The sequence below is a fragment of the Paraglaciecola aquimarina genome (assembly GCF_032464635.1).
GTDB lineage: Bacteria > Pseudomonadota > Gammaproteobacteria > Enterobacterales > Alteromonadaceae > Paraglaciecola > Paraglaciecola aquimarina.
In genome coordinates, this window is the sequence record NZ_JAWDIO010000002.1 from 1,942,599 (window position 1) to 1,955,844 (window position 13,246).

Here is a 13,246-nt window from a genome sequence, read left to right on the forward strand (position 1 = left end):
CATAGATATAAGCTCTGTGATGTTTATTTATTTGTCTAGGTGTCTGCAGATCCTTTTTCTTCATTAATAAGCAATGGCAAAAATGTTGAATAATCTTAGGTTATTAGAGGCAAAAATGTGAAAGTAAGTGCTTAAGCATATGTTAAGAAAATCACCGAAAGAGCAAGGGGGCAACTCACTTTGGCGTTAAAATACTTCGGTCAAAACCGTCATTTTAATTTCTCCAAAAAAACGGATAGCAGTGAAGTTTAGCACTCAGGGCAAGTAGAGTTTGAATTAAAGCATGCTGGAATTGTTACTTTACCAGAAGGTAGTACAGGTTGTGACCCCAATAAGTAGATCATCAGTCAGCGAGTAATATCCACATTTTTCCCAGCATTTAGTCAAGGTACAACGCGGTTTTGCTTTAAACCACAATGCACTTAGCCCATTTATATCTTTTTACCGTATTCTCTCTACCACTCCAATGTAAACGAGTATATATTTTTGATTTTTTATTCTCTCTTCGCTTGATGTTTAATTTTACACTTTTGTTTTTGTTTACATGTTCAATAATGTATTTATATTAACTATTTGTTTTAATTGGGTTTAATTTTACCTTGTTTATTTTTTGTGTATTTTTTGTGTATTTTTGTGAATATACTTCTTTATTTGTATTGTGTAAACGTGTACATTTTTGTCGGCCGGGCTGGATGGAGCTATTTAGCCTATGAGTTTTTAAAGAGTGTTCTATGCTCATTAATCACAAAATGACGGGCATGTTTAATGTGCAGAAGTCATTAGATAAGCCAATAAAAATAAGATGTTGTTCACATAAACTAGACTAGTAGGAAAATACTTCATGGCATCAACATTCAGACTAAGTGCATTGTCTCTAGCCATCATTGCTTCAATGACGGCTTATGCACAAGAAGAAAAAGCAGACAGTAAAGTCGATAAAGACAAAGATATTGAAATCATTGAGGTGACTGGCTACAAAGGCAGCTTAAAAAAGGCGTTAAACCGCAAGCGGTTTGCAGAAAACGTAGTTGACTCCATTCATGCTGAAGATATTGGTAAATCTACCGATCAGAACATTGCAGACGCATTGTCCCGTGTGACAGGTATTAGTATTCAAACCCAAGATGGTGAAGGTACACGTATCACTATTCGTGGCACTCAAGCTAATGAAAATCAAATTAAACTAAATGGTGTAACCTTAACCAGTGGTTTTACAGGTGATGCATCTTCAGGTGGTGTTAGCATGGACCAATCTGTAGATCTAAGTTCATTTTCAGCAGATATTTTGTCATCAATCGATGTGGTCAAAACACCATCAGCCGACCATGACGAGGGCTCGTTAGGTGCTACGGTAATTCTACGTACTGTTAAGCCATTAAATGTTAACAAGCCGGTTCGTACAGTGACTGCTCAAGCTCGTTACAATGAATTTACAGATCAAAAAAACCGTAAAGTAAATTTGTCATTGTCGGATAAGTTTTTTAATGATTCTTTGGGCTTTGTACTAACAGCTTCAGACGAAACACAGAATACTCGTAAAGACAGTATGTACAGCGGCTGGTCAGAAAATTTAGTGTTTGTTGAAGCTGGTCGAGCCATGGATACAGCAACCAATGCTCTGACAACAGAAGATATGTGGGCTTTTCATACAGGTTACAATTCGATGAGCTTGAACATGAATAAGCGTGATCGTCGAACTGGAAACTTAGGCATTCAATACATGCCTACAGATGGCACAGATCTACAGCTTGATATTAGTCACACAACCCAAGACTTATCCTTTGATACTCACAACTTCTCGACTAACACTTCGCAAGAGTCTCGTTCTGGTGGTGGTGCACAGTCCAACAATGAAGCAGATGATCCCCAAGAATTATGGTGGAAAGTAAACTCGCTTGCCGCAAATGAAGATGCGGCTGTTTTGGTTAGAAATGTTAATGCGAATACCAAGGGATCGATTAATCGCCGTGTAGGTGGTTCTGAATTAAAGACCGATGTGGTGAGTCTGCGGCTCAATCAAGTTATCACCGAAGATCTCGTTATGGACTTAAACTTTGGCTATTCACGCACAGTTGATGGGTCAACTCGTAATATTGATGCCAGCACGGCTACATGGAATACGCTTGGCGGAGGTCGGAAATTAGGCGAAGGCTTGGGTCCCGATGGAGAGGATTTGTTTGGTGGTCGTGGTATTGAACCCGGGGGCTGGGATTGTAGTACAGGCCAGTGTCAGATTATTTACGCCAGAGAGCCAGCCCTTTACACCGCTCCTACAGATAATCCAAATGGTCAATACTATGCACGAGGTACTTTTATTCCATTTGATTACAAATCCAGTCATTTAGGCGGATTAACTCAGTACTTTAATGATAGTGAAGATGTCAATAAGTCAGTGTTCTTAGATTTTGACTACGATGTCGAATGGGGACCCGTTACTCAGGTTGAATTTGGCTTTAAGTATTCATCTCGTGACCGAGATGTCATCGTTGATAAACAACAATTACATGATTTGTCTGAACCAGTATTTGATGAGGACGGACGTTTACTGAGTGGTTCTTTGACCACAACTCGGATTAACGCCTCCGAATTTATTACAGGCGAGCACTTTCCGGTGGATAATTTCATGGAAGGCATCTCGCCTAGCTCATTTGACCTTCAACGTGGATGGGGGTTATTGACCCAGAAAGGGCCTTGTCGATTGCTTTTTTAGGCACTGAAAATGTTGCCATGGTTCCTGACAAAGGAAACAGTAATTTAATCGAGCAAGATATGAAAGCCGGTTACATAAAGTTTGATTTTGAATTAATGGATGGTCGTTTAACGGGGGATTTTGGTATTCGCCGCGTTAAGTCTGAAGTGTATACCGAAGGGTTTACAAATGTTACTTTTGAAAAAGCAGCCAGTGTGTTCACGCCATACGACTTAGTACATCGTCAAGGATTAACAGACAGAAACAAAATTGATTGTGATGTTGCGCAAAATTTATACGTTGATGGAAGTATATTTACGGCTAATACCCTGCCACATTGGGATCAACTATCTAACCCGAATTGTTACGAGCCAGAGATGGACCATCTTGGTGGCCGATCTAACAATGAATTCCCTGGCGTAGAGGGTAGCCTACCAGTAGCTGGCTCCGATGGCTATTTTCCTGAATCAGAGTTCGTTCGCACTCAGCCTTGGGAGATTTTTCATGCTATCTACAATGGCAACGGCGCTGTAACGTCAGTACCTGTTAACATGGCTGCTTCTGATCATCCAGATATCGATTTATTTTGGGAGCAACGTCAACCTTGGTCTTTGTCTTTGGGAAAGTGGATGGACTTTACCACTACTACTAAGATGATTACTGGACTGGATAAGTACTCGGGGGCTGAAGCTGCAAGTAATTATCAGCGCCATTTTGCGGTCTCTGATCGCTCAAGTGACTATGTTTCGCTGCCAAGTTTGAATTTGAACTACGTTTTAAACGACGAAGTGATCGTTCGTTTTGCTGCGTCAAAAACGATGACCAGACCTTAGCATCAATAGTTTGAGACCTAATACGACTATTAATGAAGCGATCTGGAGTAATCAAGGTTGGGGAGGGGTTGGGAATAGTAAATTGAGACCACTTATTTCTACCAATTTAGATCTATCATTCGAATGGTACTTTGACGAGTCGTCAATATTCTCGGTTGGTTTATTTAACAAAGATATGACTGACCGTTTAGAGAGTTTAAAAGAAACCTACTATTGGAGAGACTTACGCACCGACTATCGCCGTGAAGATATATCCATTGATGAATTGTTGATGATTCCTAACGGTCAAACGCCTGCTGATGGATGTATGCCAGTTCGAAACACTCAATGGGAAAACCGTGATGAAGCTTGGGATCTCGGTTGTCATGAGGTCAGCGTTAGTGTCCTCAAAAATGGCGAAAAAGCCCATAATAGAGGGGTTGAGTTAAACTTTACCGATAATTTCGACTCCCTACCGGGTGTACTTTCTGGTTTAGGGGTGAGCATGAACTACACCTTTAGCGACGCGGGAAGCAAGCCGGAGCGAAGTGAAGTGAGCGGTTTAATTCAACCGTCAGTTCCATCTGCATGGACCCCGCGTCACTCTTCAAACTCTACTTTATTTTGGAAATATAAAGACGTAGAAATGCGTTTAGCCCATAGATACAACGGCGTGAGATTTCAAGGGCGAGTGGGGGATCACGGTATGGTCTGGGCTGACCAAACGCATAACGTTGATTTTAGCGTGAATTATCGAGTGAATAGCGATATTTCAGTATCGTTACATGCTCTAAATCTTACCGATCAAGTGACGCGCAGCTTCTATACAGCCAGTAATATGCCTGTTCCTGGGCGATTATCAATGAACGATGATGGTCACTATTTAAATGAGCATGGCCAAGTTATATCTGTGGTTTATGGTGACGGATTTATTCCAGCTACTGAAGAACAAATTATGTCTACCCCAGAGTTGCAGAGTCAACTTACTACCCACTTAATACAAGAAGGCAACCCTATGAAAGACAATGGCGTCGACAGAAGTCGAACAATAGGGGTCAATAAAACTGGCAGGCAATATCGTTTAAGTGTGCGTGTGAATTTCTAAGTTCACTTATTTAACGAAACAGATAATTAGTGGCTGAACTCAACAGTCACAAAGAATTGGAGATGTAAGATGTCTAAAAACTTACTTAAGAAATCGATAGTAGTAGGCGCAATATCACTTGCGCTTACAGGATGTGTAGATGAAGGGTTTAGTACGGGCTTTAATGGTGAAGAAAAAGTCACGTATGATGGTCCTCTCACCATTGAAGTGTCTGAAACATCTGGTAGTCAAACGATTAATTTGTTGGAAGGGGCCAATATTCCAGAAGGTGATAGCGTCATCATTCGAGGACTGAAGCAGGTATCAGAGCAAATAATTCCAAATGGAGCTATTTTGTTCACCGGCACTGAGGTGATAATTGACACCGATAAATTTGTTAATGCTGTTGTTAATACGCTGGATTTCCAAGATGAGCAAGTGTATGAATTTAGCTATATCTTGGAAAATGGTGCAAGCGAGCGTGATGGACAGGGGGAAATGTTGATACTCGCTCTATGTTCATCACAGTAAAAGGGGTCAATCACCCTGTTACGTCTTTTAGCCTAAATCAGTCTTCTATTGAGTTGCCGCCTTCAGATGAGATTGATCCTATAGTCGTACTAGGAAATTTTGAACCTGCATACACCACTAATAAAGCAATAGAGTGGAGCGTAAATGGTATCACTCTTACTGGCGCTCATACTATGGCTGCGCCGTTCGATGACGGGGTTGCCAAGTATTGGTTGGAAAATGGCGAAGTGCGAGTCTTAGGGCACACTATTGGTACTGCTAACATTTCTGGCTCGCCAATGGGCGATCCGTCCAAAGCTATGACTATTCCAGTTGCTATTACTAACGATGTCAGCTCTTCATATGCACTTACTCTGCATCATGGTATGCAGAATGAATCTCTATCCGGCACTGTTACAATAGCTGATTGTAGTAGTCACTTACTAACCGCAATCAATGCGCCCGCTGAGAAGAGTTTTACCGATGCTATCACTTGGACATCAAGCGATGAGAATCGTATTTCTCTAAGTGTTATGGATGGAGAGGCTAATGATGGAATGCCCATTTCTGGTGCGCAAGTGGTACTGACAATTGCTGATAATGCCGGGGATCCTGACTTCACAGAAAACGTGGTTATCAAGGGAGTTAGTGAATCTGGTAAAGAAAAGGCAATTAGCATTAAAGTGGCTGAAAATGCCATGTGCGATACCGCATTGAATGGTAATTTTTCTAATAATATCCAAGGTTGGTTCTGGCAGAATAAAGACGGCATGAATAGTATGTTAGTTGAAGATTCTGGTTTAGGAGGAGTTGGCGATAGTGCTTTAAATCTGAGCTCTAATGGTACTACCAATGCGTTTTTCCAAGCGATTCATTGGACCGCTTCAAGTGATATAAACATATCTGCGCGAAGTGCCCTTGGCTCCAATGGAAAAGTTCATTTCTCTGCATGGGTTAAGAATAGAGGCTCAGAAAATACAAATTTTGAGTTCCATCATTCAAGTTGGGTAGATGGTTGGGCGTCTACATATGATATTCCTTTTGATATCCCAGCAGACAGTGATTGGCATTATGTTACTGGCTCTTTTGAGCCGGATTATTCTACTGAGCCGGCAGTACGCCTCATTTATAGGCTACCAGTGTCTGACCCAGCCGTAGCATCAGATCTTGTTATTGACAATGTCGCCTTGTTTAATAAGGACTGATTAGCTCATTTAGATAGAATCAGGCGGCTAGAAATAGTCGCCTTGTTTAGCGGATAACATCCATGCCAAGGCTGAATTCTGGCATAGCAATTTCATTCAATAATTAGTAACCATGGGTTCTATTTATTTTTACGAATAAGACTCGACCATTGAGTAAAAAACATGTCCTTTAAAAAATATTACTACCTTATTATTTTTGCAGTTCTAAACCTTACTGCGTGTCAACCCCCAGAGAAAGCCCAATTTACTAGGGCTAACAACAGTGACTCTACTCCAGAACAACGCCCTAAAAAATATAATATTTATTCTGGCTGATGATATGGGCTATGGCGATATTGGTTTTTATGGCCAAAAGAAAATTAGCACTCCTAATTTGGATAAAATGGCCATACAGGGTACGGCGTTTACCGACTTCTATTCTGGTTCAACCGTATGTGCGCCATCTCGCTCGGTATTAATGACAGGGCAACATTTAGGACATACCCGAGTTAGAGGCAATGCCCGTAGCGAAGTATCACTTAATCCTGAAGATATTACAGTTGCTGAAATGCTGAAGAGTGCTGGTTATACCACGGGCATAATTGGCAAATGGGGATTGGGGGATGAAGGCAGCGTTGGCATACCCAATAAGCAAGGGTTCGATTACTTTTATGGTTACACCAATCAGGTACACGCTCACAATCACTATCCAGAATGGCTATGGCGTAACGAACAGAAAGTTGTACTGAAAAATAAAACTGAAGCTACACCCATTGCTTATAGTGACTTTGTTGCAGGGGTAACTAAGCCGGAAAATCGCAAAGAGTATGCGGGGATCTGTTTTTTACTGAAAGCGAACAGTTCATTGCCAAAAACGCCGATAGACCTTTCTTTCTATATTTATCATTGATCCAACCTCATGCAAATAATGAATCAGTTCATTACGATTGGGCACATGGTATGGAGGTGCCTAGTTATGGGCAATATGAAGATACTAATTACCCTGATTACGCTAAAGGTTATGCGGCTATGGTTAGCCACATCGATACAGGCGTGGGGGCAATTATGCAGCAATTGCAAAGTCTTGGTATTGCCGAAGACACTATTGTTATGTTCTCTTCAGACAATGGACCTCACAAAGAGGGAGGAAATGACCCTGAATTTTTTGACTCAAACGGACAGTATCGTGGCATAAAACGTGATTTGTACGAAGGTGGAATACGTGTACCAATGATTGCTTGGGGGCCTGGCACGGTTAAGGCAGGGCAACGAACCAATCATATCGGATACTTTGGTGATTTAATGGCTACCGCTGCTGAAATTGCGGGTGTTGCTCCACCAGAAAATACTGACAGTATCAGTTTTATGCCGACGTTAACTGCTCAATCTGAACAAGTTCAGCATGATCACCTTTATTGGGAGTTTTATGAATGGGGTTCTAAACAGGCTATTCGAAAAGGTAAATACAAAGCGGTACGAATGCCAATGTTTACTGGGCCGATAGAGATATACGATTTGGCAGCTGATCCCAGTGAGCAGCACAATATCGCGGCTTCTTTACCAACTCTGGTCGCAGAATTTAAACAAATGTTTAAAGCAGCCCATGTACCAGATCCTGTTTGGCAAGTTAAATAGTAGAGCGTCACAATATGAAGTTTACAGCGGCAATTAATACCACGCTTTTAGTGATTTGTTTGTTAGCGTCTCCCGTGGTATTGGCATACAAAAGAGGGATTTCTTTAGATTTTAATTGGAAATTTCATTTAGGGGATGTATCAGGTGCACAAGCGCGAGGTTTTAACGACCAAGATTGGCGTATTTTGGACTTACCTCATGACTTTAGTATTGAAGGAGAGTATGACAAAAACAACCCCGCAGGTTGGAGTGGCGGTTATTTACCTACAGGGATCGGCTGGTATCGAAAACATCTATCGGTTCCCCAAAAGTGGCAAGGCAAACGTTTAATATTGAGATTTGATGGTGTCTACTTAAACTCGGATGTTTGGGTAAATGGTCAGCATGTGGGACATAGGCCAAATGGTTACGTCAGCTTTTCTTATGATATTACCCCTTACTTACAAGGCCCCTATGGTGGTGCAACTTTAAAGGCGCTGATATTGCTGTGCGAGTTGATCATAGCCTAGCGCCTACTGGACGTTGGTATACGGGCTCAGGAATATATCGACATGTGTGGTTAGATGTGGTGGATAGCGTACATGTACCGGAAGATGGAATTTTTGCACGAACTGGAATTGTAGACTTCAGCCTCAATCAAGCAGAATTACTAGTCGATACTGAAGTAAACAGTCTTGAAACTGCTACAGAGCTAACTTTGATTCATCGTTTAAGGGATACTCAAGGTAAGGTCGTGGCTAGTATTTCAAGGAGATTTAATACGACTAAAGATGTGACCAAGGTATTTGAAGACAAGCTTAATATTAGTGCTGTGAAACTATGGTCTACTGATACCCCTTATTTATATCAGCTTGAGACACAAATTTGGCATGGTGATAAACAAATTGACAATAAGCAAACACGAGTAGGTATTCGCACTATTGACTATAACGCCAAACAAGGCTTTTTGTTGAACAATCAAGCCATTGAGCTTGAAGGTATGTCTTTACACCATGATGCAGGCCCTGTCGGGGCGGCTGTTCCTGATGATGTGTGGCGGCGTCGTTTACAGCAATTGAAAGATATGGGGATGAATGCGTTACGACCAGCCCACACCATTTTCCCCAATATTTTATGATTTAGCTGATGATATGGGTTTTTTGGTTATGAATGAAGCCTTTGATGGTTGGGAAACAGAAAAGGCGGATTTTGACTATGGACTACATTTTGAAAAATGGTGGCAGACTGATCTAGAGTCTATTATCAAACGAGACCGCAGCCACCCGAGTGTAGTGATTTGGAGTATTGGCAATGAAGTTGTCCGCAGTACTTCAAAAACGCAGAAAAAACTGGTGGATTTTGTGAAGGCTCTAGATGTCACTCGCCCCATTACTCAAGGCCGAGGATATATGCTGGGGCACGATGATATTGCTGGATTTAATGGTCATGGTGAGTTTAAAGGATACCTAGAGGATTATCATATAGAGCATCCAACTCGTACCATGGTGGGGACCGAAATCACCCATACATTGCAAACCCGTGGCGTGTACCGAACAAAAACCTCTTATAGAGTACGTGATAACCCTGCGCCTTGGGAAAAACACGATCCGGTAGGTAAGTGGGATCGCATTAAAGATAAAGTCTACATGGTACCAGACTTGACCGAAGAAGAGGTTTTCTTAGGGGAAAATCCAATCTACGAGTCATCTTACGATAACGCCATAGTGCGTATGAGTGTGCGAGATGAAATTAAGTTGGCGAAAAAGTTGCCTTACTTATTGGGGACTTTTAGGTGGACTGCATTTGACTATTTAGGCGAAGCCTTTGCAGGGTGGCCGGCTCGTACTGCAAACTTCGGTATCATTGATTTGGCTGGGTTTGAAAAAGACGCTTACTACCTTTATCAAAGCCAGTGGTCTGATAAACCTATGGTGCATATGTTGCCTCATTGGACACACCCTGGCAAAGAAGGGATCGAAATTCCTGTTGTGGTGTATACCAACTTGGATGAGGCCGAGTTGTTTTTAAACGGCCGTTCTCTAGGCGTTAAAGAAATGACTGACGATATGCAAATTGTATGGCTAGTGCCTTATCAGTCAGGTGAATTGAAAGTGCTTGCTAAAGGGCCAAATAAGGTATTAACCCAAGTAATAAATACGGCTAGCTCAGCTACATCAATAGCACTTTATCCAAATAAAAAATCAATCCGTGCAAACAAACGAGACGTAGTGCATGTCACTGTTGATGTAGTGGATAAGCAAGGTAGGTTTGTTCCCAATGCAAATAACGAGGTGGTATTTAAGTTAACTGGACCGGGCAAGATTATTGGCATTGAAAATGGTGACATTGTCGACTTAAGTCACCACCTAGCTCCTAAACGCAAAGCCTTTAATGGAAAAATCATGGTGTTGATCCAAGCCTTAGATCAAACAGGTAAAATAACATTATCGGCGAGTGGCCAAGGCCTACAAGCACAACAGAACAAGTATTCAAGTGAGTAGTAATTAACTGAGGGCGTGCACTTTGGAATCTAAGGTAACTAACATCGTTTTAAGGGTTTGGTTGTTGAGCATTGTGCTGCTAGGTCTATTAGGCCATCAGGCAAACGCGAGTACTAAAAGGCCAAATTTTGTGTGGCTAGTATCTGAGGATAATTCAAAAAACTATCTTCGATTATATGATCCAAAAGGGGCGGCTATGCCGACGGTAGAGGGGCTAGCTAAGCATGGTTTAGTATTTAATCATGCTTTTTCTAATTCACCTGTATGTTCTACGGCTCGCTCCACGTTAGCCACAGGTGCTTATGCGGCTAGGTTAGGAATGGAATATCACAGGCCATACAAACAAATCCGTTTACCTGACAGTTTAAAAGTCAATCAGTCAGTACTTAATGCAGCAAGGTTATTACACCACAAATAATCACAAAGAAGATTATAACTTTGCTAAATTAACCCCTCACTGGAACGACTCTAGTGCAAAGGCTAGTTGGCATGGAAGGCAAACTAATCAACCGTTTTTCATATGCAGAGCTGGAAAACAACCCATGAGCATAAGTTGCATTTTCCTGCGGTAGATGTCGAGAATAGACCCACTACATATGCTCCCGAAAGTATTGATATTGCGCCTATTTATCCTGATACTGCGCTTTTCAGATACACCCATGCGCGATACCTTGACCAGCATAGGTTAGTTGACGAAGAGATGGCAGAGGTTGTTCGACAGCTAACTCAAGAAGGCTTATTAGAAGATACGTTTATTTTCTATTTTGGTGATCACGGTGGTGTATTACCTTGGTAGTAAGGGATATGCTTTTGAAAGGGGGCTTAACGTGCCCTTAGTGATACGGATCCCCGAAAACTTTCGACATTTAGTACATAGTGATATGCAAGTTACCAAGCAAACTTCAGTAGATGGGTTTGTCAGTTTCGTTGATTTTGGTCCAACTATTTTAAGTTTAGCTGGTGGAAAATTGTCAGTTGAACATGACGGAAAACCATTCTTAGGCAGAAATATTTCTATGGCCGACGTCAACAAAAGAGATACGACGGTTTCTTTTGCTGATAGGTTTGACGAAAAATACGACATGGTAAGAACTATTCGTCGGGGCAAATTTAAATATATGCGTCACTATTTACCCTTTAATCCAGATGGACTTTTTGCTGAATACCGATATCGACAAGCAGCTTTTAAGAGTGGCGTGACTTATACAAAGCCGGGAAACTGAATGCTGTGCAAGCAGCTTTTGAGCCAAAACCCGTCGAGGCTCTGTACAATGTGGAGCAAGATTTTTATGAAACTAAGAATTTAGCCACTGATCCACAGTATAAAAAAGAGCTATTGTCATTGCGTAAAGAGTTACAAGATACCCTGCAGTCCTTACCTGATTTAGGATTTTATCCAGAACCTTATTTAGTTAATCAAGCGACCGAATCACCTATTCAATTTGGCCAACAACATAAACAGGATTTGTTGCTACTTAGCCAGATTGCCGACTTACAATTGCTTTCTTTTGAACAAGCACAAGCGAAAATGGTTAAAGCGCTAACCTCAGAAAATGACTGGCAGCGGTATTGGGGATTGAATGTGGCCCTTAGTTTTAAGCGTAGCACCCTAACTTGTTAACTTTGATAAAGCAGATAGAAAAGCAAGACGTGATTAAGTTAAATCGAGCTAGAGCTATTCAATACTTGGCATTAGTTGAAGGTCAACATCCGACGGTAAGATTAGAAAACTTGGTAGCTAAAACTCAAGATACCATTGAAGTGTTGTATATATTAAATATAGCGACTCAACTAAAAGATAGCCTAGGGTATGATTTCAATATTCCATTTAGAAAAGAATGGAACAAAGCAGGACGTGAAATAAAGGACAGCGCAAAACGTTGGCGGCAGGATACAATTAGTAATTGGTTTACTGCTCGGGTTGATTACTTAAAGGCTAAGTAACCTGAGTTCGGCTTAAGCCGAACCTCTCGATAACACTCTTTTTGTATCTAGCGGCGTTAGATTGTCTAGCAATAATACGCTATTAGGTACAACAATCCGCCTTGCTATACACGAAAAATTTCGTTACCGAGTAACGTTTAGCTGAGGTTATGTAGACAAAAATACATTAAGCCATTGAATTATATTGATATTGTTTAGCTTAAACGAACCTTCTTATCCAGAACTCAGGTTAAATAGAGTTTTGAGCGGCACGCGTTAACCTGAACTAATAATTAAAGTAATGGCGCCACCTGAAAAGTGGCGACATAGGTTGACTAATATGTGTGTTATTTTCTCACTAGACCTGTGTTGTTTTTGAGTGAGATTGCAGTAGAGTTTTCACTATCGACTACATTTAATTGTCGTTTAAAACCAATTGTTTTATTGCCCGATATATTTACCTTGTCAGTATAGATAAGTTCGATGGACTTCGGTGTTTCAGTGATTGGGTAGTCGACACTCTGTTCAATCACGTTGTTTGATATGGTGAGCCCTGTAACCGACTTAGCGTGAATTATTGCGCCATTGATACTTTTAATATAGTTGTTAGAAAAATCGATATTTCTATGGTAATGACCTTCACCAATTCTTTGCTCTTTGGTTAGCATAGGAGAGGCATATAATGGGTAACGGTTTTCATTATCAAATCCTACATTGACAAACTTGTTGTTACGTATAACTACATCTTCAACCGCTCCGGACTCGTACCAATATTTATTGTCACCTTCTATTAAAATACCGTGCATCTGATTATTGAAATAGTTGTTCTCTATGATCACTTTGCCTTTAGTGGTGACCAATACACCTCTTGCACGATTTTCACGGACGATATTATCACGGAACGTTAGGTTAGGTTGCCATGTCAGATT

General features: G+C 41.1%; 16 protein-coding genes. 15 read left to right on the forward strand and 1 reads right to left on the reverse strand.

The annotated features are described in order from the left end of the window. Positions 1 to 841 precede the first annotated feature (841 nt). The 15 genes from RS130_RS09850 to RS130_RS09915 all read left to right on the forward strand — a co-directional run bounded on the left by RS130_RS09850 (position 842) and on the right by RS130_RS09915 (position 12,338). Positions 842 to 2,710: a TonB-dependent receptor plug domain-containing protein gene (locus tag RS130_RS09850; RefSeq protein ID WP_316025813.1), complete on the forward strand. Its 1,869-nt coding sequence runs from the start codon at positions 842 to 844 to the stop codon at positions 2,708 to 2,710. Then, complete coding sequence (locus RS130_RS09855; RefSeq protein WP_316025814.1) at positions 2,692 to 3,522, forward strand: hypothetical protein; 831 nt, start codon at positions 2,692 to 2,694, stop codon at positions 3,520 to 3,522. The genes RS130_RS09850 and RS130_RS09855 overlap by 19 nt, the downstream gene beginning before the upstream one ends. 10 nt (positions 3,523 to 3,532) lie before the next feature. Continuing rightward, positions 3,533 to 4,606, forward strand: a complete 1,074-nt coding sequence (locus tag RS130_RS09860; protein WP_316025815.1) for a TonB-dependent receptor domain-containing protein — start codon at positions 3,533 to 3,535, stop codon at positions 4,604 to 4,606. A 69-nt stretch (positions 4,607 to 4,675) separates the two neighbouring features. After that, a complete protein-coding gene (locus RS130_RS09865) occupies positions 4,676 to 5,116 on the forward strand; it encodes a hypothetical protein (RefSeq protein WP_316025816.1) in 441 nt (146 codons plus the stop codon). Further along, positions 5,101 to 6,300: a hypothetical protein gene (locus RS130_RS09870; RefSeq protein ID WP_316025817.1), complete on the forward strand. Its 1,200-nt coding sequence runs from the start codon at positions 5,101 to 5,103 to the stop codon at positions 6,298 to 6,300. The genes RS130_RS09865 and RS130_RS09870 overlap by 16 nt, the downstream gene beginning before the upstream one ends. Before the next feature lie 262 nt (positions 6,301 to 6,562). Beyond that, entirely contained in the window at positions 6,563 to 7,189 is a 627-nt protein-coding gene (locus RS130_RS09875; protein WP_316025818.1) for a sulfatase-like hydrolase/transferase, read from the forward strand. Continuing rightward, positions 7,144 to 7,914 (forward strand): sulfatase-like hydrolase/transferase, encoded by a 771-nt coding sequence (locus RS130_RS09880; RefSeq protein WP_316028020.1) that lies wholly within the window; start codon positions 7,144 to 7,146, stop codon positions 7,912 to 7,914. Before RS130_RS09875 ends, RS130_RS09880 begins: the two co-directional genes overlap by 46 nt. A 14-nt stretch (positions 7,915 to 7,928) precedes the next feature. Then, positions 7,929 to 8,423: a sugar-binding domain-containing protein gene (locus RS130_RS09885; protein WP_316025819.1), complete on the forward strand. Its 495-nt coding sequence runs from the start codon at positions 7,929 to 7,931 to the stop codon at positions 8,421 to 8,423. Beyond that, on the forward strand, positions 8,402 to 9,031 hold the full coding sequence (locus RS130_RS09890) for a glycoside hydrolase family 2 protein (protein WP_316025820.1): 630 nt from the start codon (positions 8,402 to 8,404) through the stop codon (positions 9,029 to 9,031). The genes RS130_RS09885 and RS130_RS09890 overlap by 22 nt, the downstream gene beginning before the upstream one ends. Beyond that, positions 8,988 to 10,394, forward strand: coding sequence for a DUF4982 domain-containing protein (locus RS130_RS09895; RefSeq protein WP_316025821.1), 1,407 nt, complete (start codon positions 8,988 to 8,990; stop codon positions 10,392 to 10,394). The genes RS130_RS09890 and RS130_RS09895 overlap by 44 nt, the downstream gene beginning before the upstream one ends. 22 nt (positions 10,395 to 10,416) lie before the next feature. Further along, positions 10,417 to 10,812 (forward strand): sulfatase-like hydrolase/transferase, encoded by a 396-nt coding sequence (locus RS130_RS09900; protein ID WP_316025822.1) that lies wholly within the window; start codon positions 10,417 to 10,419, stop codon positions 10,810 to 10,812. A gap of 102 nt (positions 10,813 to 10,914) precedes the next feature. Beyond that, positions 10,915 to 11,190 carry a sulfatase-like hydrolase/transferase gene (locus RS130_RS23515; protein ID WP_346433322.1) on the forward strand — a complete coding sequence of 92 codons (276 nt, stop codon included), beginning with the start codon at positions 10,915 to 10,917 and terminating at the stop codon, positions 11,188 to 11,190. 31 nt (positions 11,191 to 11,221) lie between these two features. Next, entirely contained in the window at positions 11,222 to 11,617 is a 396-nt protein-coding gene (locus RS130_RS23520) for an alkaline phosphatase family protein (protein ID WP_346433323.1), read from the forward strand. Positions 11,618 to 11,622: 5 nt separating this feature from the next. Continuing rightward, positions 11,623 to 12,015: a hypothetical protein gene (locus RS130_RS09910; protein ID WP_316025823.1), complete on the forward strand. Its 393-nt coding sequence runs from the start codon at positions 11,623 to 11,625 to the stop codon at positions 12,013 to 12,015. Further along, on the forward strand, positions 12,009 to 12,338 hold the full coding sequence (locus RS130_RS09915; RefSeq protein ID WP_316025824.1) for a hypothetical protein: 330 nt from the start codon (positions 12,009 to 12,011) through the stop codon (positions 12,336 to 12,338). Before RS130_RS09910 ends, RS130_RS09915 begins: the two co-directional genes overlap by 7 nt. A gap of 326 nt (positions 12,339 to 12,664) precedes the next feature. Here RS130_RS09915 and RS130_RS09920 read toward each other — a convergent pair whose 3' ends face one another. Continuing rightward, positions 12,665 to 13,243 carry a right-handed parallel beta-helix repeat-containing protein gene (locus RS130_RS09920; RefSeq protein ID WP_316028021.1) on the reverse strand — a complete coding sequence of 193 codons (579 nt, stop codon included), beginning with the start codon at positions 13,241 to 13,243 and terminating at the stop codon, positions 12,665 to 12,667. Positions 13,244 to 13,246 lie beyond the last annotated feature (3 nt).